General features: G+C 44.2%; 20 protein-coding genes. 9 read left to right on the top strand and 11 right to left on the bottom strand.

All coding sequences use genetic code 11. From position 1 onward, the window contains the following. Positions 1–2: 2 nt before the first annotated feature. Complete coding sequence (gene uvrC, locus D2V05_RS10870; RefSeq protein WP_119647632.1) at positions 3–1793, bottom strand: excinuclease ABC subunit UvrC; 1791 nt, start codon at positions 1791–1793, stop codon at positions 3–5. A 483-nt stretch (positions 1794–2276) separates the two neighbouring features. On the opposite strand from uvrC, the gene D2V05_RS10865 reads away from it, so the two are divergent. Next, positions 2277–2840: a 5-formyltetrahydrofolate cyclo-ligase gene (locus tag D2V05_RS10865; protein WP_119647629.1), complete on the top strand. Its 564-nt coding sequence runs from the start codon at positions 2277–2279 to the stop codon at positions 2838–2840. On the opposite strand, the gene D2V05_RS10860 is transcribed toward D2V05_RS10865, so the two are convergent. The 4 genes from D2V05_RS10860 to ileS are packed head-to-tail and all read right to left on the bottom strand — an operon-like array spanning position 2828 to position 7949. Then, positions 2828–3478, bottom strand: a complete 651-nt coding sequence (locus D2V05_RS10860) for a lipoprotein signal peptidase (protein WP_119647627.1) — start codon at positions 3476–3478, stop codon at positions 2828–2830. The genes D2V05_RS10865 and D2V05_RS10860 overlap by 13 nt on opposite strands. Before the next feature lie 33 nt (positions 3479–3511). Further along, entirely contained in the window at positions 3512–4132 is a 621-nt protein-coding gene (locus D2V05_RS10855; protein ID WP_119640542.1) for a DUF4097 family beta strand repeat-containing protein, read from the bottom strand. A 28-nt stretch (positions 4133–4160) separates the two neighbouring features. Continuing rightward, positions 4161–4544: a TraR/DksA family transcriptional regulator gene (locus D2V05_RS10850; RefSeq protein ID WP_119640543.1), complete on the bottom strand. Its 384-nt coding sequence runs from the start codon at positions 4542–4544 to the stop codon at positions 4161–4163. A gap of 3 nt (positions 4545–4547) precedes the next feature. Next, the gene (ileS, locus tag D2V05_RS10845) at positions 4548–7949 is read right to left on the bottom strand and encodes an isoleucine--tRNA ligase (RefSeq protein WP_119647625.1); all 3402 of its coding nucleotides are present in this window, start codon (positions 7947–7949) and stop codon (positions 4548–4550) included. A 178-nt stretch (positions 7950–8127) separates the two neighbouring features. On the opposite strand from ileS, the gene D2V05_RS10840 reads away from it, so the two are divergent. Further along, a complete protein-coding gene (locus D2V05_RS10840; RefSeq protein ID WP_119647623.1) occupies positions 8128–8415 on the top strand; it encodes a hypothetical protein in 288 nt (95 codons plus the stop codon). 51 nt (positions 8416–8466) lie between these two features. On the opposite strand, the gene D2V05_RS10835 is transcribed toward D2V05_RS10840, so the two are convergent. The 4 genes from D2V05_RS10835 to D2V05_RS10820 form a co-directional block, all read right to left on the bottom strand. Further along, positions 8467–10887: a TonB-dependent receptor gene (locus D2V05_RS10835; protein ID WP_119647620.1), complete on the bottom strand. Its 2421-nt coding sequence runs from the start codon at positions 10885–10887 to the stop codon at positions 8467–8469. Between the two features lies 1 nt (position 10888). Next, complete coding sequence (recO, locus tag D2V05_RS10830; RefSeq protein WP_119647617.1) at positions 10889–11608, bottom strand: DNA repair protein RecO; 720 nt, start codon at positions 11606–11608, stop codon at positions 10889–10891. A gap of 89 nt (positions 11609–11697) precedes the next feature. Beyond that, complete coding sequence (gdhA, locus tag D2V05_RS10825) at positions 11698–13041, bottom strand: NADP-specific glutamate dehydrogenase (protein WP_119647615.1); 1344 nt, start codon at positions 13039–13041, stop codon at positions 11698–11700. 129 nt (positions 13042–13170) lie between these two features. After that, on the bottom strand, positions 13171–14325 hold the full coding sequence (locus D2V05_RS10820; protein ID WP_119647612.1) for a cystathionine gamma-synthase: 1155 nt from the start codon (positions 14323–14325) through the stop codon (positions 13171–13173). Between the two features lie 86 nt (positions 14326–14411). Between D2V05_RS10820 and D2V05_RS10815 the strand changes: the two genes are divergently transcribed. Then, on the top strand, positions 14412–15155 hold the full coding sequence (locus D2V05_RS10815) for a DUF3298 and DUF4163 domain-containing protein (protein ID WP_119647609.1): 744 nt from the start codon (positions 14412–14414) through the stop codon (positions 15153–15155). On the opposite strand, the gene D2V05_RS10810 is transcribed toward D2V05_RS10815, so the two are convergent. Further along, on the bottom strand, positions 15152–15619 hold the full coding sequence (locus D2V05_RS10810) for a DinB family protein (protein ID WP_119647607.1): 468 nt from the start codon (positions 15617–15619) through the stop codon (positions 15152–15154). The genes D2V05_RS10815 and D2V05_RS10810 overlap by 4 nt on opposite strands. A 76-nt stretch (positions 15620–15695) precedes the next feature. Here D2V05_RS10810 and D2V05_RS10805 point away from each other — a divergent pair, with 76 nt between their 5' ends. The 4 genes from D2V05_RS10805 (at position 15696) to D2V05_RS10790 (ending at position 18055) form a co-directional block, all read left to right on the top strand. Beyond that, entirely contained in the window at positions 15696–15998 is a 303-nt protein-coding gene (locus tag D2V05_RS10805) for an ArsR/SmtB family transcription factor (RefSeq protein WP_119647606.1), read from the top strand. Positions 15999–16064: 66 nt separating this feature from the next. Then, entirely contained in the window at positions 16065–16757 is a 693-nt protein-coding gene (locus D2V05_RS10800; protein ID WP_119647603.1) for an aspartate/glutamate racemase family protein, read from the top strand. A 51-nt stretch (positions 16758–16808) separates the two neighbouring features. Continuing rightward, positions 16809–17162, top strand: coding sequence for an arsenate reductase family protein (locus D2V05_RS10795; RefSeq protein WP_119647601.1), 354 nt, complete (start codon positions 16809–16811; stop codon positions 17160–17162). Beyond that, complete coding sequence (locus D2V05_RS10790; RefSeq protein WP_119647598.1) at positions 17159–18055, top strand: DMT family transporter; 897 nt, start codon at positions 17159–17161, stop codon at positions 18053–18055. Before D2V05_RS10795 ends, D2V05_RS10790 begins: the two co-directional genes overlap by 4 nt. Positions 18056–18080: 25 nt before the next feature. On the opposite strand, the gene D2V05_RS10785 is transcribed toward D2V05_RS10790, so the two are convergent. Beyond that, positions 18081–18554: an acyl-CoA thioesterase gene (locus tag D2V05_RS10785; protein ID WP_119647596.1), complete on the bottom strand. Its 474-nt coding sequence runs from the start codon at positions 18552–18554 to the stop codon at positions 18081–18083. A 115-nt stretch (positions 18555–18669) separates the two neighbouring features. Here D2V05_RS10785 and D2V05_RS10780 point away from each other — a divergent pair, with 115 nt between their 5' ends. Together D2V05_RS10780 and D2V05_RS10775 are read left to right on the top strand one after the other, a co-directional pair. After that, positions 18670–19647, top strand: coding sequence for an NAD(P)H-dependent flavin oxidoreductase (locus D2V05_RS10780; protein ID WP_119647594.1), 978 nt, complete (start codon positions 18670–18672; stop codon positions 19645–19647). An 8-nt stretch (positions 19648–19655) separates the two neighbouring features. Continuing rightward, complete coding sequence (locus tag D2V05_RS10775; protein WP_119647592.1) at positions 19656–20615, top strand: YheT family hydrolase; 960 nt, start codon at positions 19656–19658, stop codon at positions 20613–20615. Positions 20616–20637: the final 22 nt, after the last annotated feature.

The raw sequence follows: 20637 nt of genomic DNA, 5'->3' as shown, positions 1-20637 counted from the left end.
GACTAATGAAATGTTTTATATATTTTCTTCGCTTTGGCCATACCCACAGATTCTGCAAGGCTTTCCAACGAAGCTTCCTTGATTCGTTTTACGGACTTGAAATTTTTCAACAATTGTTCCGCGGTCTTTTCCCCAACACCTTCAATGCGCTCCAACTCCGAATTAATGGCACCCTTGCTCCTTTTGTTCCTGTGATGGGTAATCCCAAAACGGTGGGCCTCGTTCCGCAACTGTTGAATTATCTTCAAGGTTTCGGAACGTTTGTCCAAATACAAAGGAACTGGGTCTTCAGGAAAATAGATTTCCTCCAGTCTTTTAGCTATCCCGACAATGGCAATTTTTCCACGCAGGTCCAAAAGTTCCAAACTTTTTAGGGCAGACGACAATTGTCCCTTTCCCCCATCGATCACAATAAGCTGTGGCAGGGGTTCATCCTCGCTCAAGAGCCGTTTGTACCTTCTGTGCACCACCTCTTCCATACTGGCAAAATCGTCCGGACCTTCCACTGTTTTAATATTGAAGTGCCTGTAGTCCTTTTTGGAGGGCTTGCCGTCCTTAAAGACCACACAGGCAGCTACTGGATTGCTCCCTTGTATGTTAGAGTTGTCGAAGCATTCAATATGTCTGGGTTCCACGGAAAGCCTTAAATCGGCCTTCATCTGGGCCATGATGCGTTTGGTGTGCCTATCGGGATCGGTTATCTTGATCTGTTTTAACTTGTCTTGCCGATAAAACCGGGCATTCCGTTCCGAAAGCTCCAAAATCCTCCGTTTGTCTCCCAATTTGGGCAGGGTCACCTTCACGTTTTCCTCCACGGTCACCGGTACCTGAAGATAGATTTCCTTGGATTTGGAATGAAATCGTTGCCGTATCTCCGTAATGGCCAACTGCAATAGTTCCTCATCCGTTTCTTCCAATTTCTTTTTGATCTCCAAGGTATGCGATCTCACAATGGAACCATGGGAAAGCTGCAAGAAATTGACATAGGCATGGGTCTCATCCGAAATGATGGTAAATACGTCAACATTATTGATCTTGGGGTTTACCACGGTTGATTTTGCCTGATAGTTTTCCAGGATATCGATCTTATCCTTTACACGCTGCGCCTTTTCAAACTCCATTTTTTCGGCCAGTTCGTTCATCTGCTTTTTGAACGATTGCAACGAATCCCGCAAGTTTCCCTTGATGATCTGCCGTATGTCCTCAATCTGTCCGTGATATTCTTGTTCGGTCTGAAATCCTTCACACGGTCCCAAACAATTTCCCAAATGATATTCCAGGCATACCTTGTATTTGCCCCCTTCAACCTTGTCTTCGGAAAGGTCATAATTGCAGGTACGGAGCGGATAAAGACTTTTTACCAATTCCAATAGAGTCCGTACGGTTTTCATACTGGTATAGGGACCGTAGTATTCCGATCCGTCCTTGATCAGTTTGCGTGTGGGGAAGACTCTCGGAAACCGTTCTTTCTTGATGCAAATCCACGGATAGGATTTGTCGTCCTTCAACATTACATTGTAGCGGGGCTGCAGCTTTTTGATCAGGTTGTTCTCCAAGAGCAGGGCGTCCGACTCCGTAGGAACCACAATATGATTGATGGTCTGGATCTTTTTGACCAATACCCTGGTTTTGCCATATTCCTGGGTCTTATTGAAATAGGAAGAAACCCTTTTTTTGAGATTTTTTGCCTTCCCCACATATAAAATCTTTCCCTCCTTGTCATAAAATTGATATACTCCGGGGTTATCGGGCAGAGCACTAAGTTGTACGGCAATGGATGTAGGGTTGGACATATGGCCTTTTGAAAATGGTCCGGTTCGACTTTACACAAAGTTATGTTTTAAATGTGGTGTTTCCTGTTAAACTTGATCTATTCCCATTTTGTATTGATATATGTTAGGTTTCCCTATAGCATATTTGGAAAACGCAGTCAACCAGATTTTTACCCCGATTTTTGACCCATTCCTTTCAACTGTGGATTTCCCCTAGAAAAACTATGGAAAAACCCCGGTTTCACAACAAAGATTCAGTCTAAATTGTTAAACTGTTGCTAAAAAAGGTGTCGTTCATCGATAAAATCTGCATTTCATGGTGGATTTTTCAATTCTTTTACATACATTTAAAACTATAAATACAATCCTATGGAAAACTATGTGATCGTTTTGGGAATGTACCTGATTTTGATGTTGTTCTTCAAAATCTTTTTCTCCGTTGCAACCAACAAAGGAGAATAAATTTTTGTTTCCCCAAAACAACCCCTAAATCTTCAACATTTAATGTTGAAACATGAACTAAGAAAGAAATATAAAGATCTGAGAGCTGAAATCAATCTTACACAAGCTTCGGATTTTAGTTTGATTTTAGCAAATCATGTACTCCAAATCCCAATCTGGGATTTTTTTTATTTCCATATCTTTTTGAGTATCGAAGATAAAAACGAGGTGGATACCCTTCCGTTGATTACCCTCCTCCAGGGAAGGGACAAGCATGTAATCGTCCCCAAAATGACGGGAAGCACCTCCATGGACAACTATCTGCTTACCGACAGTACCACTTTAAAAAAGAACAGTTGGGGCATTCCAGAACCTGTTGATGGCTTTCTTGTCCCCGAAAACAAAATTGAAGTGGTTTTTGTCCCCTTATTGGCCTTTGATTCCAAAGGAAACCGTGTAGGGTATGGCAAAGGTTTCTATGACACCTTTTTGCATAAATGTAAAAAGGAAACCATAAAAATCGGTCTTTCCTTTTTTCCAGCCGAGAACGACCTCATCTCAGATGTACATGAAAACGATGTGCGACTGGATTACTGCATCACTCCTGAAAAGGTCTACGCATTCTGATCTGCCACTTCCTGCTTTTTTTCGGCATGCTTTGGAAATGCCTTTTTATTGAAAACAATCAAAATACCTACCCCGGTACTGATGGCCGTATCGGCAATATTGAAGACCGGCTCAAAAAATCGGAACCTTTGACCTCCCACAGAGGGTACCCAATCCGGCCAAGTGGTATCTATCAATGGAAAATAGAGCATGTCCACTACTTTGCCATGGAATAGACTGCCATAAGGCTGGTTGGAAAACAAGGTGGCCACCTGCCCGTTGCTATGGTCAAAGAGCAATCCGTAAAACACGGAATCGATGATATTACCCATTGCTCCTGCGAAAATGAGGGACACGGCCAATATCAAGGTCCGGGTCGATTGTTTTTTGATGATGTCCCACAACCAGTACCCAATGCCGAAAACGGCAAAAATCCTAAAAATGGTCAAAATCAATTTCCCCGAAGATTCCGAAATCGGTAACAAATCGCTCAATTTGGTTCCCCAAGCAGCTCCTTCGTTCTCAATGAACAAAATCTTGAACCAGCCAAGCACATCATGGGATTCCCCCAAAATGAAATGGGTCTTGATATAGACCTTGCTCAATTGGTCTACCAAAAGAATCAGAACAATGATTAACAGGGATTTTCTTTGATTCATCTTTTTAATAAAGCGGTTGCAAAAATATGGATATTATTTTGTTTTCCTAAGATGGATATTGCCCTCAACGGTCTTTAACACAAATTGGTCATTCCCAAAGGGAATGGTTTCCTGTTCCACCTGCCCGTAAGAACTTTCGGCCAATATATCCCCACTTGGAGCAGTAAGCCAAATATCGCCTTTTTGGGTGACGACTTCCACGGTTTCGGTCACATTCTCCAAGGTACACCTACCATCCGATAGGGTAACATTGAGATTTTCATAGTTACCCGAAACCCTCACATCGCAATTGGTGCCATAAACAGCAACACTTTTGTATTCGGGCACACTGATCTCCAATGCAATGGAAACCACTTTATGGGCGCTCAACTTATCATTCGGGTTGATGAACAGGGGCTGAAACCCGGCACTGATCAGTGCCGTTGTACCTGTTTCCTCAATGGCAATCAATAAATCTTTGGCATATTCCCCCTCGATACTGGCAGATACCTTGACCTCATCGGTCTTGGCTGTTTTTAAATCGATATGGTAGCAATATTCAGAATCTATCTGTATGAAGTCGATCTTAGGGTCTATAAAAGCCTTCTTCACCAGTTTCTGTCCGTTCATGGACAACATGGCAAACAAGAACAATATGGCAACGGATCGTTTCATAAACAAAAAACGCCCTAAGGCGTTTTTATTATTTCTGCATGTTCTTCGCCTCAATGCTCAACGTGGCATGTGGAACCAATTTCAATCGCTCCTTATTGATGAGCTTACCGGTAACACGGCAAATGCCATAGGTTTTGTTCTCGATTCGCATCAAGGCATTTTTAAGGTCCCTGATGAATTTCTCCTGACGGATGGCCAATTGGGTATTGGCTTCCTTGCTCATGGTCTCGGAACCTTCCTCAAAAGCCTTGAACGTCGGGGAGGTATCGTCCGTTCCATTATTACCATCGTTCATGTAGGAGCTCTTCAAAAGTTCCAAATGACTTTTTGCCTTCTCCATTTTTTCCTCGATCAAGGTCCTGAATTCCTCCAACTCTTTGTCTGAGTATCTTACTTTTAGTTCTTCTGCCATGGTCTAATGCTTTTGAATAAACAATTTTGTATTCACTTCATCAAAGGCGACTGCTACACCTTCTTCCAATTTTTCCTCGAAATTGAGCTCTGCGGTCAAAGTTTCGGTCTTAATGTATTCCTCATTGCTCGAAATGGCACTTTCCACAAAGCCGTCCTTCAATATTTTGATGTCGATCTTATCGGTCACCTCGAATCCTGATTCCTTCCGTAGGTTTTGGATCCTGTTCACCAATTCCCTTGCTATCCCCTCTTTTCTAAGGGTTTCATCAATGGTTACATCCAACGCTACCGTAAGCGGGCCGGAGCTCGCTACCAACCACCCTTCAATGTCCTGGGAACTAATTTCTACATCGGTTAACTGTAAATTAACGCTTTTATTTTCCAATTGGAGTGTTAATTCTCCGTTACGTTCCATTTTTTGGATGTCATCTTGGCCCATTTGCGATACTTGGGCAGCAATGGCTTTCATATCCTTACCAAATTTCGGGCCCAAGACCTTAAAATTGGGCTTTATCTGTTTTACCAAGATTCCCGATGCATCGTCCAACAACTGGATTTCCTTCACATTCACCTCGGATTTGATCAAATTGGACACCGCTTCTATATCCTCTTTTTGTTCCGCATCCAAAACGGGAATCATGATCTTTTGCAACGGCTGGCGTACCTTGATTTTTTCCTTCTGACGGATGGAAAGCACCAAAGATGATATTTTTTGGGCCAACTGCATCTTGCGTTCCAATTTTTTATTCACCATGGTTGGTTCGTAAACGGGAAACACTGCCAGGTGGACACTTTCAAAACCTTCCTTGCCGGTCACCGCATCCAGATCCTTGTACAGTCGATCCATAAAGAAAGGGGCCACTGGTGCCGAAAGTTTGGCGACCGTAACCAAACAGGTGTACAAGGTTTGATAGGCTGAGATCTTATCCAATTGATAATCTCCCTTCCAGAAACGTCTTCTGCTTAGACGTACATACCAATTGCTCAGGTTCTCCTGCACAAAATCAGAGATCATGCGCGAAGCCTTTGTTGCTTCGTAATCCGCATAGGCCTCATCCACATTCTTGATCAACGTGTGAAGTTCGGACAAAATCCATTGGTCTATTTCGGGTCTGTCCTTCAAAGCAATATCGGCTTCAGCATAGCTGAATTCATCAATATTGGCATACAGGGCCATAAAGGAATACGTGTTGTAAAGGGTTCCGAAGAACTTTCGCTTTACCTCAACCACTCCATCAATATCAAATTTAAGGTTGTCCCAAGGGTTGGCGTTGGAGATCATGTACCAACGGGTGGCATCCGGGCCATGTTCTGGCAATACCACAAAGGGATCCACGGCATTACCCAATCTTTTGGACATTTTTTTCCCTTCCTTATCAAGTACCAATCCGTTGGAGACCACATTTCGGTAGGCAATACTATCGAACACCATGGTGGCAATGGCATGCAGGGTATAGAACCATCCGCGGGTCTGGTCCACTCCTTCGGCAATAAAATTGGCCGGAAAAGCAATTCCCTCATCTATCAATTCTTTGTTTTCAAAAGGGTAGTGCCATTGCGCGTAGGGCATGGAGCCGCTGTCGAACCAAACATCGATAAGATCTGATTCCCTTTTCATGGGTTGACCACTTGGAGAAACCAAGGTGATGCCATCCACAATGTTTTTGTGTAGGTCGATCTTGTCGTAATTGTCCTCACTCATATCGCCCACCACAAAATCTGCGAACACATCCTTGTCCAAAACTCCAGCTTCAACAGCCTTGGCCATTTCAGCCTTCAATTCTTCCACGGAGCCAATGATCATTTCTTCCTTGCCATCCTCCGTTCTCCAGATAGGCAATGGAATACCCCAATATCTGGAGCGGGAAAGGTTCCAGTCATTGGCATTGGCCAACCAGTTGCCAAAACGACCCTCCCCAGTTGCCTTGGGTTTCCAGTTGATGGTCTGGTTGAGTTCGAACATGCGATCCTTTACATCGGTCACTTTGATGAACCATGAGTTAAGAGGATAGTACAAAATGGGTTTATCGGTTCGCCAACAGTTTGGGTAGCTGTGGACATATTTTTCCACCTTGAATGCCTTGTTCTCTTCCTTTAGTTTGATGGCAATCTCAACATCCACTGATTTTTCAGGGGCCTCACCATCTTCATAATATTCGTTCTTAACGTACTTGCCGGCATACTCCCGCAACTCGGGACGGAACTTTCCTTGAAGATCCACCAACGGAACCGGATTGCCGTTCTCGTCCAAGACCAACATCGGTGGCACTTCAGGCTCGGCCTGTTTGGCGGCCAAGGCATCGTCCGCACCAAAGGTGGGTGCCGTGTGTACAATACCAGTACCATCTTCAGTGGTCACGAAATCCCCGGCAATGACCCTAAAGGCATTTTCAGGATTTTGATACGGCTGCACGTAGTCTATCAATTGTTCGTATCGGATTCCGACCAAATCCTTACCCAAAAAGCTATCTCCTACCCAATATGGGATTTTTTTATCCCCTTCTTTGAAGTCGGCAAGTTCCGCCTCTGTTTCAACAGCAGAAAACTTACCACTGAACTGTTTGCCCACCAAAGGTTTGGCCAACACAACATTGATGGGTTCGAAAGTATATTGGTTAAAAGTCTTTATCAGAACGTATTCGATTTTGGGTCCAACCGTCAATGCTGTGTTGGAGGGAAGGGTCCATGGGGTTGTCGTCCATGCCAAAAAATAGATATCACCTTCTACATTCTTCAAGAAATCAGGGAGCGAATCCTTTTTAGCCTTAAACTGCGCGGTAACCGTGGTATCCGTTACATCTTGATAGGTGCCGGGTTGGTTAAGCTCGTGCGAGCTCAATCCAGTACCTGCTTTTGGCGAATACGGCTGGATGGTATATCCCTTGTATAAAAGTCCTTTGTCGTAAATCTGTTTCAACAACCACCATACCGACTCCATGTACTTGGGCTTGTAGGTGATGTAGGGATCATCCATATCTACCCAGTACCCAATTTTCTCGGTCATGTCATTCCAGACATCGGTATAGCGCATGACCGCTTTTTTGCAGGCGGCATTGTATTCTTCAACTGAAATCTTTTTGCCGATATCCTCCTTGGTGATGCCGAGTTCTTTCTCCACACCAATTTCGATAGGAAGTCCGTGGGTGTCCCAACCGGCCTTTCTTTTTACCTGAAACCCCTTCATAGTCTTATACCTTGGGAAGATATCCTTGATGGTCCGAGCCATGACGTGGTGGATCCCGGGCATACCATTTGCGGAGGGGGGGCCTTCATAAAACACATAACTTTCCTTGCCCTCCCTGGTGGAAACACTCTTTTCAAAAATCTGTTTGTCCTTCCAAAAGCCCAGAACTTCTTCCGATACTTTAGGCAAATCCAATCCTTTATATTCCGCAAACTTCATAACCTGCTACTTCTTCTCGAATTCAAGTTTGCAAAATTATAAATTTAGATGGAATTATGGGCTACCCAATCGCCTAAGAATCCACATAACAGCCTTAACCTAAATATGATACCCTTTCCGGGTTGAAATAGGGCATAATTCTGTACCTTCATCCACCTAAACACTAAACCATTTTGTAATGAAAAAAGTAGTAATCGGGGTTTTGTCCCTTGCCATGTCCCTATCGGTATTGACATCCTGCAAGGAAGCCTCGGATAAAGCAAAAGAAGCCTCCGAAGAAGCCAGTGAGGCCTTGGAGGAAACAGGCAAAGATCTAAAGGAAGCCGCCAATGATGCAGCCGACGCGCTGAAAGAAGCTGGCGAGGATGCGAAGGAACTAGGGGAACAAGCCATTGACAGTCTTAAAAAAGCGGGCAAAGAGGTGAAGGAGGAGGCCAAGAAGGCCATAGACAGCATCAAAATCTAAACCCTAAAAAAGGATAAAGAAAAAGGCTCGGAAAATTCCGAGCCTTTATTTTTAGAATACGTATCCCACTCCCAAAATCAAATTGGTGCCCGGGGCCACAATACCCGAGGAATACATCCGATACCTTTGGTTGGTAATGTTCTCCAATCCCACACTCGCCTTTAAGGCATTGGTAATCTGGTATTGCGACCTAAAGTTCAAAGTGTACCACGATGGGGAATACGGATTGCCATTGGCATCACTGGCATAAATATAATCCTTGCTCTGTTCGGAAAGTGCCAAATCCTCGTTGCTTACTTCACCATTGAAATTCAAGAAAACATCCGCTTTCAGTTTTTGATTCTGCCAAACCACATGGGCATCACCAAAAAGTGGTGGGGCATGCCTGGCCGGGCTGTCGGTTCCGTTATCGTCTTCTTCGGTTCCTTCGGTAATGGTGAGATTGGAAGTCAAGGACAAGTTCTCGGTAAAGTAGGCATCCAGTCCAAATTCGAACCCATACACATAGGCCCTGGCTGCATTTTGGATGGCCTGGACATTGCTCGGCTCTCCATTGTATTCAATTTCTGTTTCACCGTTAAAGGAAAAATCCCTTCGTACCAAGGCATCCACCAAATAGGTGTAATAAGCCGCTCCCTTAAGTACCAAAACATCATTGAAATTTTTCCTCAAACCCAACTCGCCATTATAGGCATATTCGGGTTCCAAATCGGGGTTGGGCACCACGACAGAGCCAGGTTCGGAATCGAATATTTTGCCAATATCATCAATATTGGGGGCCCTAAAGCCAGTGGAGCCATTCAACGTCACCTGAAAATCGGACCACGGAAACCAACTGAATCCCAAACTTCCTGTTAACGCTCCGGTCACAATATCCGCTTCATCAAAGGGGAAGGGGTAAAAGGTCTTTTCAAACTCTGCATCTACCCAAACCTGACTATATCGGATTCCTGACAACAAGCTAAAATTGGGTTTTATCTGATATTCGCTGTTTACATACCCCGCCAAGGTCTGCCATGTGGCCCCATCAGGATAACGGGAAGCGGTGCGCTCCACTTCATCGGTCTCAATATCTTTTACGCTTCCTGATGAATGTACTTTATTGAACACATATTCGGCACCGTAGTACAAGCGGAAATTGCCTATTTTTTTGTTTTCAAAATCGAGGTTGACGGAAATCGCATCCACCTTTTCTTTGGTAGAATACAATTCCACATCCTGAAATCCCCTGTCGTGTCTGCTTTCTTCAAAAAATTGGTAGGCCGTGGTAAGTTTTACCCCATCATAGAACTTGTTCTTGCCTTTTTGAGTAATCTGAAAATTGCCCATGAACCATTTCTGTGGACCATAGTACCATTCGGCGGAACGAAGTCCAAGACCATCACGGGAAGGACGGATCAATCTATCATATCGGGAATAATCCGAGGTTTCCGAATAATAGAGTCCCAGATCATATTTCCAGGTGCTGCTTGGCCTGTAGGAAAACTTTTGGAGAAAATTCAATTGGTCATAACCCGTAACTACCTGTTTCCTTGGATCGTCATTGGCGACAAGCACATCGGTCCCGTTCTCGGTGATGACATAATTATTTCTCAAATACGAATCCGGACCGTGTTTGCCCATTTTCAAGTCATCAAAATTGTTGTAAGTGAAACTGGTATAGGACGCCCATTTTTTCTGCCCAAAATTTAAATCGATGTGGGCCGTATTCTCATTGTTGGCCGTGGAAAACCTATAATCGGCATTCCCTGTGATGGTCAGGCTATCGGTATAGGAAAAATGGGGTTGTTTCGTGTAAAAACTCATCACCCCGCCAATGGCATCGCTGCCATAGATAACAGAACCAGGACCGAAGGTAATCTCGGTCTTTTTAACGGTGAAGGGATCAATGGAAATCACGTTTTGAAGGTTTCCACCTCTAAAAATAGCGTTGTTCATCCGAACACCGTCCACTGATAACAACAAGCGGTTTGTGGAGAACCCCCTGATCATGGGGCTACCGCCTCCCAATTGACTTTTTTGCACGAACACTTTTCCGCTGTTCTGCAACAAGTCGGCAGAGGTCTGTGGTGTAGTGAAAGCTATGCTGCGGTCATCGAGGGTTTCGACTTTTTGAGGAATCTGCTTTTTTTGCTGCTCCCATTTGGAAACGGACATGATTACCTCTTGTAGCTGTTCCGTTTTTTGGTGAAGATACACTCGGTTACCTCTTTTGGCAAGCTGCGATTTGGTGGTGATAAACGTTTCATAACTGATGTGCCTGAAAGTGATTTTTTCATCATCCGAAAAAACGTCCAGATTAATTTTTCCATTGGCATCTGAAACCGTGGTCTTGGACTGGTCCTTGTTGAAAACCGCAATATTGTCAATAGGGATTCCAGTATCTGCATCCAAAACAGTCACTTCTTGGGCAAAAACGGCAACAGAAAAAAAGAAAAGGATTAAGGTTGAGGTTGGTTTTAGGTTGTACATTTTAATTAAACACTGCATTTAGTATGGCAAGGGACTTCGGTTCCCTGAATCCGTGCACATGCAATCGGTAGTACAGTATTACCATTTTTAAGAGTTCCCGCCTGTTAGACTTAGTTAGTTTTATCGCATTTAATGCATCAAAATTCATGCCTAAAAATTTCTTAAAATCTAACAGGTTTTCACTATGAATCAGTGGGTTAAGTGATGGTGATGGGCAGAATTCTCCTTCCTGAAGATCAAAAAAAGGCAAATCTCGGAGGGATGTGTCCGGATAAAACCCCAAATACTTGCTCAGATTGAGCAAAAACAGGATATGGAAATCGGGTGGCAAGGTATGCGCATCCAACCATTGCAAGCTATACTCCAAATAATTGAACAGACTTTGGTCCTGCTCCTGTTCGTGTATGCTGTTTCCCAACATTTCGGCCAAAAAAAGCACCACGCTTTTCTTTACGATATCGGTATGTAGGGTTTTGTAGGGAACGGCCACCTTTACCTCACGTATGCTTTCCAAAGTGCCCTTGTTCTTGTGGTAGGCTTCTATTTCCAATTGCATCAATGGAAGAAAATAGGCTGATTTCAACTTCCCTTTTTTGGAGGCCAAGACCCCTTTCAACAAATAGGACTTTAACCCATCCGATTCGGTAAAGGCGCGAACGATCAAACTGGTATCCCCATATTTTAGGGAAGAGAGAACAATGGCCTTGGTTGTTACTTGCATGGGCTAAAAAAAGAAGCAGTTACCGGAAGTGTAAAAATAAACACAACTTCCGGCAACTGCTAACCAAAAACCATTCTAGACGGTCTAAACTATATGACCCCTTGGGCCAACATGGCGTCTGCAACCTTTACGAAACCTGCAATATTGGCTCCTTTAACATAGTTACAATATCCGCCTTCTTCTTGACCGTATTGGATACAAGCGTCATGGATTCCGGCCATGATCCCCTTCAATCGTTCGTCAACTTCCTCACGGGTCCAGCTGATGCGAAGCGAGTTCTGTGACATTTCCAAACCTGAAGTAGCCACACCACCTGCGTTGGATGCCTTACCTGGTGCAAACAAAATTTTGGCATCATGGAAAGCATGTACGGCTTCCGGCGTTGAAGGCATATTGGCTCCTTCGGCCACGGCAATACAACCATTTTTGATCAATGCAGCCGCATCGTCACCATTCAACTCGTTCTGGGTAGCACACGGAAGGGCAATATCACAGCTCACCTTCCATGGGGTTTCCCCTTTATGGAAAGAAGCAGAAGGATATTTATCCGCATATTCGGAGATTCGACCGCGTTTGTTGTTCTTCAAGTCCATAACGAAGGCCAACTTATCCGCATCTATACCATCCTTATCAAAAATATAACCACTGGAATCGGATAGCGTCAATACCTTACCTCCCAATTGAAGCACTTTTTCGGCGGCATACTGGGCCACGTTTCCTGATCCGGAAATGACCACTTTCTTTCCTTCGAATGACTCTCCCTTGGTCTTTAGCATGCTATCGGCAAAGTAAACGGTTCCATAACCGGTAGCTTCTGGACGAATCAAAGATCCACCCCAAGAAAGACCCTTACCGGTCAATACCCCTGTAAACTCATTGCGGATTTTCTTGTACATCCCGAAAAGGAACCCGATTTCACGGGCACCTACCCCAATATCCCCTGCGGGAACATCGGTATTCGGACCAATATGACGGCAAAGCTCGGTCATGAAGGCATGGCAAAAACGCATGATCTCATCATCCGATTTTCCTTTGGGATCAAAATCGGAACCCCCTTTACCTCCACCCATTGGAAGGGTGGTCAAACTATTTTTGAAGACTTGTTCAAACGCCAAGAACTTCAATACGCTGGCATTCACGGTTGGGTGAAAACGAAGTCCCCCTTTATATGGGCCGATAGCGGAGTTCATTTGGATACGGTACCCACGGTTTACATGGATCTCCCCTGCATCATCAACCCATGCTACCCGGAACGAAATCAATCGCTCGGGCTCCACCATACGCAATAGGATATTCTTCCCATGATAAATGTCGTGCTGAACAATGTACGGGATCACAGTTTCCGCTACTTCCTGTACGGCTTGAATGAATTCAGGTTCATGACCGTTTCTGGCCTTCACCTCATCCATAAATGCTTTGATTTTTTCTTCCATATTCGGATTAAAATTAGTTGTCCCCTCGCGCTGGCTACGGGGTGATTTTTAGTGAATTATGAATTTGACGGCAAAATTATATTATTTCCATAATTTGAATATTTATTTTTTATAAATTTTTCAAAAAGTTTATGCGAGCGCCTGTTCCAAATCGTCCATCAAATCCTCCTTATCCTCAATGCCCACACTCAACCGGATCAAAGCATCCACTACACCACTTTTTTCACGTTCGGATTTGGGAATGCTCGCATGGGTCATACTGGCAGGATGGCCCGCCAAACTTTCCACACCCCCTAACGATTCCGCTAGGGTAAATATTTTCAGTTTCTCCACAATTTTTATGGCATCGTCATAGCTTCCACCTTTGGGCACAAAGGAAATCATCCCACCAAATCCGTTCATTTGAGCCTTGGCCACTTCATGATTGGGATGGCTCTTAAAACCTGGCCAATACACCTTTTCTATTTTTGGATGGTTTTTGAGAAAGTGAGCAACGGCTTCTCCATTTTCGCAATGCCGCTGCATGCGGACGTGGAGCGTTTTGATACCCCGTAGCGTTAAAAAACTATCCATAGGGCCACAAACGGCACCGCTGGCATTCTGGATAAAATACAATCGATCTGCCAACTCCTTGTCGCTAACCACCAAGGCTCCCACGACTACATCACTGTGCCCGCCCAGATATTTGGTGGCGGAATGCATTACAATATCAGCTCCAAGATCCAGCGGTTTTTGCAGATACGGCGTAGCGAAGGTGTTGTCCACAGCCAACAACAAACCGTGCTTTTTGGTGATTTCGGAAACGGCTTTTATGTCGATAACGTTCATCATGGGATTAGTTGGCGTTTCTACCCAAACCAATTTGGTCTTATCATTGATCTGCACCGCAATGTTGTCCACATGGCCCATGTCCACAAACCGAAAAGTGATGCCAAATTTTTCATAGACCCGCTTAAAAAGTCGGTAACTACCTCCATAAAGGTCACTGGTTGAAATGACCTCATCACCGGGTTCCAATAATTTCATGACGGCATCAATGGCTGCCAATCCACTTGCGAAGGCCATGCCATATTCCCCATTTTCAATACTGACCAAGGCTTTTTCCAAAGCCGTCCGGGTGGGATTGGCACTTCTGGAATATTCGTATCCCAAATGTCCTCCAGGGGTGGATTGGGCATAGGTGGAGGTTTGATATATCGGAGGCATCACGGCACCGTAGGCCTTGTCTGGCTGTTGTCCACCGTGTATGGTCTTACTGTTGAATTTTAACTCTTTTTTGCTCATACGGGTCAATTCTAGCTACAAATGTATCGTTATCTTTCGGCGTATTCAACGATGTGTTATTTTTGATGACCCTAAAATTCCATAACATGAAAAAATGCCTTGGTGTATTCTTGATACTTGCTTTTGTTGTAGGTTGTGAAACTGAAAGTAAACTTACCTTCGATACCCTTCAATTGGCAGGAGAAAACTGCACCGATTGTCCTACAATAGAAATCAACATCCCCAATGCCATGGATGAATCATCCGTGGCCACGGCCATCAACAGGTCTTTAAGGGAGGAAATCATTTCGTTATTATCATTCAGCGAGGACCAAACCATTGACAGTGTAGATAAGGCCATTGCATCTTTTACCGACAGTTACAAAGAGCTCAAGGAAAATTTTCCGGAGGAAGTGGCCTGGGAAGCCCAAATCAATGGGGAAGTGGTTTATGAGGATACCAACATTGTGACCATCAAATTGAATTCCTATTCCTTCACTGGCGGTGCCCACGGCTATGCCTCAACCACTTTTTTGAATTTTGACAAAATGGAAGGAAAAGAGTTAGAAAACTACGATCTGTTTGAAGATTATGAAGGGTTTGCCCAATTTGCTGAAGCCCAATTCCGGGACCAAGAAAAAATTCCACAGGACAAGAATATCAATGCCACGGGATTTATGTTCGAAGGCGATGCGTTCCATTTGGCCCAAAATGTGGGCTATACCCCAAACGGAATCCAAATGGTGTACAACCAGTACGAGGTGGCATCTTATGCCGATGGGCCTATTGTATTGACCCTTGCTTTTGATGACATCAACAAGTACTTGAAATTTAAGACCATAAAATCCTAACGGTCCCTTTCCAAGGCATGTTTTAAAGCCATTATGGCACCAAGGTGCAATCCTTCGTGGAAGACATTGAACGCAATGGCATCCTCTGGACTGCTCAACCCGATTTTCGGTGAGGTCATGTATTCCTGAAAGTTTTTAAACCTCCCATGGTCGTAGTCCAGTTGAATGTGTTTGACCGTGCTGAACAAGTAGGCGTCTATTTTCTCCATTTCCGTTTTGGAAGGCTCGCCATCAGGGAAAGTTCCCTTTCGGTATTTGTTGATCAATTCCTCCTCTATGGTAAAGTCACGACCGCTCAACCCGTACAATAATAACTGCGGGGTCACTACCACATGGGCGATGTTCCACCAAATATTGTTGTTGAACCCTTCAGGAATCCTGAATAAATCCTCCTTTGGGGTATTCTGCAAATAGCCATGTAGTATTTTCCTGTTCTTTAGTAGAATGTCAAATAACTTTTCCATATCATCAATCAAAAGGTTAAGTCACCATAACATATCTATATTTTTAGATATGTAAATATTTAATTATATTTGCCTTATGGATATCATTGAAATCAATAAGGTTCTGTCCAATAAAACTAGGGTTAATATTTTGAAATGGTTGAAAAACCCTGAATTAAATTTTCCGCCCCATCAGGACATTGACCATTTTAACGATGGCGTTTGTGTGGGATACATCCAAGATAAGACCGGGTTGTCCCAATCCACCATTTCAACCTATTTGAACTCCATGCAGAATGCCGATCTGGTCATCCCGACCCGACATGGCAAATGGACCTATTACAAAAGAAATGAGGATGTAATCAAAGCATACATCGAAGCCATACAAAACGAATTGTAATTTTTTAAATAGATCTCCTTTGGAGAAACTGCGCGATGCATGGGCCAACCTTTAAAAAAATAAATCATGAAAACAATCGGAATGATCGGGGGAATGAGTTGGGAATCTTCCAAAATATATTACCAACACCTTAATGAAATGACACGGGAAGAATTAGGAGGTTCACATTCTTCAAAATGTATGCTCTCCTCTGTGGACTTTGATGAAATTGAGCGTTATTCCTTTTCCGGGGATTGGGACAAGATCGGGCAACTTATGGCCACAGAAGCCAAAAAGTTGGAAACCGCAGGATCGGACTTGGTCTTGCTCTGTACCAACACCATCCATCTGGTGAGCAATTATATCACCGAGGCCATAAACATTCCTTTTTTACATATCGCGAACGCTACTGGCGAGGCCATTCAAGAAAAAGGCATGAAAAGGGTGGCTCTATTGGGGACCAAGTTTACCATGGAGGAGGATTTTTATACCAAGATTTTGGAAGAAGACTTTGGTTTGGAAGTGTTGATACCAAATGCCGTGGACAGGGAATCCCTTCAATCCATCATCTATAATGAATTGGTGAAAGGGGTTTTTAAAGACACATCCAAACAAGTTTGTTTGGACATCATCAAAAAAATGAAGGCAGAAGGAACGGAAGGTGCCATCTTGGGCTGCACCGAACTTCCTTTGCTCACTCCCGCCAATGAAGCTGCACTCCCAACATTTGACACCACCAAGATCCATGCCCGAAAAGCCATTGAATTAGCACTATCTTAATATGATTTGGCGTAATTTTGACTTCCTTTAGCAATTCATCACTATTAGATCATGAAAAAAATTTACCACTTGGGCAGCTGTTCCACCTGTCAACGCATTCTTAAGGAATTGGAACCTTTGGACGGGGTTCAACTTCAAGAAATAAAATCGGAACCCATGACAGCCGCACAAGTTGATGAAATGAAGGCACTTTCCGGAAGCTATGAATCGTTGTTCAGCAAAAGGGCCATGTTGTTCCGGCAAAAAGGACTCCATGAAAAAGAACTTTCCGAAAAAGACTATAAGGAATTGATTTTGGAGCATTACACCTTTTTGAAGAGGCCGGTAATCCTTGTGGATGGGCAGATCTTTGTGGGCAATTCCAAGAAAACGGCCCAAGAGGCCAAGGAAGCCCTGCATCCATGAGTAAAAGAACCTTGGCCATACTGGCTGCCATAGGGGCCACCACCATCTATGGCATCAACCATACCGTAGCCAAGGGGGTCATGCCCATGTATGTACAACCCTTTGGGTTTATATTGTTCAGGGTTACCGGAGCGGCCATCCTTTTTTGGCTCATCTCCATTTTTGGTCCCAAGGAAAAAATAGAGAAAAGGGACTGGGGCCGAATTCTGGCATGTGCTATCTTGGGTATGGTCGTGAACATGCTCTCCTTTTTTAAGGGCCTGCAACTATCTACCCCGATCAACAGTGCGGTCTTGGTCACCATTACCCCTATCATTGTAGTGATTTTATCCGCTTTGTTTTTGAGCGAACGGATTACCCTCAACAAAGGGCTTGGCGTGTTCTTGGGGTTTGTTGGGGCCATTGGACTTATTCTTTTTGGGGCCGAAATTCGCCATGATGCCCCCAACATTCCATTGGGCAACTTTTTGTTCGTAGTGAATGCTACCGCTTACGGCGCGTACCTCATCGTGGTAAAAAAACTGATTGAAAAGTACCACCCGTTTACTTTGATGAAGTGGCTGTTCACCATTGCCATTATCATCAACCTACCCATTACCCTCCCCGATGTGCTGGAGATGGACTGGGGTGCCATGCCGCTCTGGGCCTATGGATCCATTGCGTTCGTTGTCATCGGAACCACGTTCCTGACGTATTTGTTCAACGTATTTGCACTGACCCAACTCAAGGCCTCGACCGTAGGGGCGTTTGTATACATGCAACCTTTGGTCGGCATCGTTTTTGCCCTTTTTTCAGGCAAAGACCATCTTACCCTTATCAAAATAGTGGCTACGACCTTTGTATTGGTCGGGGTATACCTCGCCAGTAAAAAGCCTAAACCCAACATAGGGTAGCTATAAAAAAGGTCTTTTGGATTTGTTACAGGTCTTTGGGAACCTGAACAAACTTCCGGGTGTCCTCCTTGGTCAAAACCTTAAAATCCTTGGATTGTTCCATAGCTTGGAACGCTTCCAAAAATTCTACGGGAAGACCTATCAACTTTCTCTCCTTCAAATCAATCCAAGCACCCATCATCTCACAACGGGCAAAATTTTTACCCTTAATATCGTAAAAGTTGTGCCGGAACTCAAAGAACATCCCATCCTCACTCATCCCAACAAATTCCAAGGAAACTTTCACTGGTCTACCAGGGAAGGCCTCCTTAAAATAATAGACATGTTCATAGAAAACCACGGGGCCGATATTGTGGATGGCCATGCTCACCTGGTTGAAGCCCAACTGACCCAAATACGCCATCCGGGTATGGCTCATAAAATTGATGTAGGCCGAATTGGCCATGTGGCGATTGGCATCCAAATCGCTCCAACGAATCTCGAACTCTTTAAAAAACATAGCAGGTTATTTTGTTATGCATGCATAATAATTGTAAAAATACCATAGTTTTGAATACTGTTTCCATTGAGTAGCAGAATAGTTCCTATTTTTAAACATAGTTTAACATCACACCATGAGCCAAAAAGCCGAATTCATCCAAAACCTTTCCTTACCCGTTGTTGCCGCCCCCATGTTTTTGATCTCTGGGCCTAAATTGGTCATCGAATGCTGCAAGAACGGTATCGTCGGCACCTTTCCGGCACTGAACCAACGTACCAGCGAAGGTTTTGAGGAATGGTTGGTAGAAATCAAATCGGAACTCCGAAAATTTGAGGAGGAAACGGGCAAAAAAGCGGCTCCCTTTGGGGTGAACTTGGTGGTGCATCCTACCAATCCACGCTTAGAGGCCGATGTAAGACTCTGTATGAAGCATAAAGTCCCCTTGGTCATTACCTCCTTGGGTGCCGTAAGCATGGTGGTCGATGCCATTCACAGTTATGGCGGTTTGGTTTTCCATGATATCATCAAAAAAAGACATGCCGAAAAAGCGGCCGAAGCTGGAGTGGATGGTCTGATCCTCGTATCGGCTGGTGCCGGTGGGCACGGCGGGACCATCAATCCCATGAGCTTGATCACCGAAGTGAAAAAATTCTTCCATAAGACCATTTTGCTTTCGGGATGCATCAGCACGGGACGGGACATTGCCTCTGCCATGCAAATGGGTGCTGATCTGGCCTATATGGGTACCCGTTTTATCAATACCGAAGAAAGTCAGGCTACGGAGGAATATCGAAAAATGATCATGGATGCCGGGGCCAGTGACATTGTCTATACGGCTGCCATTTCTGGGGTACATGCCAATTTTTTGGCTGCCAGCCTTAAAGCTGCGGGCATTACCGAAGAGGATTTAAAGAAAGATACCAAAATTGATTTTGGGAAAGAACTCAACACCGAGGCCAAAGCTTGGAAAACCATTTGGTCCGCAGGACAAGGGGCCACAGCCATAGATGATGTGCTTCCTGTTTCCAAACTCGTAGAAAAATTGAAGAGCGAGTTTAAATCGGCCATAGAAGAACAGGCCAAACTCCTTGAAACCTACGCCAAAGATTAAACAGCCCCATGCCACAAATCGCCTCCAATTATAAACCACCCTTATTTTTCCGAAATGGTCATTTGGCCACCATTTATTCGGGAATCATCCGATCCGTGAACGGAGTGGTGCAAAAAAGGGAGCGATTGATCCTTTCCGATGGGGATTTTTTGGATCTGGACTGGAGCGAAGCCACGCAATCGACCCAAAAACTGGTCATCCTGCTACACGGATTGGAAGGTGACGGACAACGACCCTACATTACCGGCAGCGCCAAAATCCTCAATGAAAATGGTTACGATGCCTGTGCTGTGAATTATAGAGGGTGTAGCGGGGAAACAAACCGTTTGTACCGCTCCTATCACAGTGGGGCCACGGAAGATCTGATAGAAGTCATCGACCACATTCTCAACACCAGAAACTACAGTGAGATTTATTTAAAAGGCTTCAGTTTGGGCGGTAACCTTTTGTTGAAATATTTGGGTGAAGGCAACCAGATTCCAAAGGAAATGAAGGGTGCCGTGGCGGTTTCCGTGCCCTGTAGCCTGCACAATTCCTGTACACAATTGCTCAGTCCTAAAAATGTATTGTATGCCCAACGTTTCAAAAAAAATCTGTTGGACAAGCTTAGGCAAAAGCAACAATTGTTCCCGGAGCGCATTACCAATGCCGACATCAAAAAGATTAAGACCCTAAAGGATTTTGATGATATCTACACCAGTCGGGCCCATCATTTTAAGGATGCCCTGGATTATTATATGCAATGTAGTTCGCTTCAATTTTTACCTAACATCGCTGTTCCAAGCTTGATCATCAACGCCAAGGATGATTCTTTCCTGGGTCCGGAATGTTATCCTTTTGAAGAAGTAGACCGAAATCACAACCTATATCTGGAAACCCCAAATTATGGGGGGCATGTGGGTTTTTGGGGTAAAAAGAACATCACCTATACCGAGAAACGGGCCTTGGATTTTTTCGAGTCCCTTTGAAATGCCTTCTCTGTGAGATTCA

Source organism: Flagellimonas pelagia, assembly GCF_003584135.1.
Lineage (GTDB): Bacteria > Bacteroidota > Bacteroidia > Flavobacteriales > Flavobacteriaceae > Flagellimonas > Flagellimonas pelagia.
The sequence above is the reverse complement of the archived record's forward strand: the minus strand, read 5'-3'. Positions and strand labels throughout refer to the sequence as shown.

Coding starts and splice junctions, on each gene's coding strand:
- uvrC (WP_119647632.1), bottom strand. CDS start 1,793: ATGTCCAACCCTACATCCATTGCCGTACAACTTAGTGCTCTGCCCGAT.
- D2V05_RS10865 (WP_119647629.1), top strand. CDS start 2,277: ATGTTGAAACATGAACTAAGAAAGAAATATAAAGATCTGAGAGCTGAA.
- D2V05_RS10860 (WP_119647627.1), bottom strand. CDS start 3,478: ATGAATCAAAGAAAATCCCTGTTAATCATTGTTCTGATTCTTTTGGTA.
- D2V05_RS10855 (WP_119640542.1), bottom strand. CDS start 4,132: ATGAAACGATCCGTTGCCATATTGTTCTTGTTTGCCATGTTGTCCATG.
- D2V05_RS10850 (WP_119640543.1), bottom strand. CDS start 4,544: ATGGCAGAAGAACTAAAAGTAAGATACTCAGACAAAGAGTTGGAGGAA.
- ileS (WP_119647625.1), bottom strand. CDS start 7,949: ATGAAGTTTGCGGAATATAAAGGATTGGATTTGCCTAAAGTATCGGAA.
- D2V05_RS10840 (WP_119647623.1), top strand. CDS start 8,128: ATGAAAAAAGTAGTAATCGGGGTTTTGTCCCTTGCCATGTCCCTATCG.
- D2V05_RS10835 (WP_119647620.1), bottom strand. CDS start 10,887: ATGTACAACCTAAAACCAACCTCAACCTTAATCCTTTTCTTTTTTTCT.
- recO (WP_119647617.1), bottom strand. CDS start 11,608: ATGCAAGTAACAACCAAGGCCATTGTTCTCTCTTCCCTAAAATATGGG.
- gdhA (WP_119647615.1), bottom strand. CDS start 13,041: ATGGAAGAAAAAATCAAAGCATTTATGGATGAGGTGAAGGCCAGAAAC.
- D2V05_RS10820 (WP_119647612.1), bottom strand. CDS start 14,325: ATGAGCAAAAAAGAGTTAAAATTCAACAGTAAGACCATACACGGTGGA.
- D2V05_RS10815 (WP_119647609.1), top strand. CDS start 14,412: ATGAAAAAATGCCTTGGTGTATTCTTGATACTTGCTTTTGTTGTAGGT.
- D2V05_RS10810 (WP_119647607.1), bottom strand. CDS start 15,619: ATGGAAAAGTTATTTGACATTCTACTAAAGAACAGGAAAATACTACAT.
- D2V05_RS10805 (WP_119647606.1), top strand. CDS start 15,696: ATGGATATCATTGAAATCAATAAGGTTCTGTCCAATAAAACTAGGGTT.
- D2V05_RS10800 (WP_119647603.1), top strand. CDS start 16,065: ATGAAAACAATCGGAATGATCGGGGGAATGAGTTGGGAATCTTCCAAA.
- D2V05_RS10795 (WP_119647601.1), top strand. CDS start 16,809: ATGAAAAAAATTTACCACTTGGGCAGCTGTTCCACCTGTCAACGCATT.
- D2V05_RS10790 (WP_119647598.1), top strand. CDS start 17,159: ATGAGTAAAAGAACCTTGGCCATACTGGCTGCCATAGGGGCCACCACC.
- D2V05_RS10785 (WP_119647596.1), bottom strand. CDS start 18,554: ATGTTTTTTAAAGAGTTCGAGATTCGTTGGAGCGATTTGGATGCCAAT.
- D2V05_RS10780 (WP_119647594.1), top strand. CDS start 18,670: ATGAGCCAAAAAGCCGAATTCATCCAAAACCTTTCCTTACCCGTTGTT.
- D2V05_RS10775 (WP_119647592.1), top strand. CDS start 19,656: ATGCCACAAATCGCCTCCAATTATAAACCACCCTTATTTTTCCGAAAT.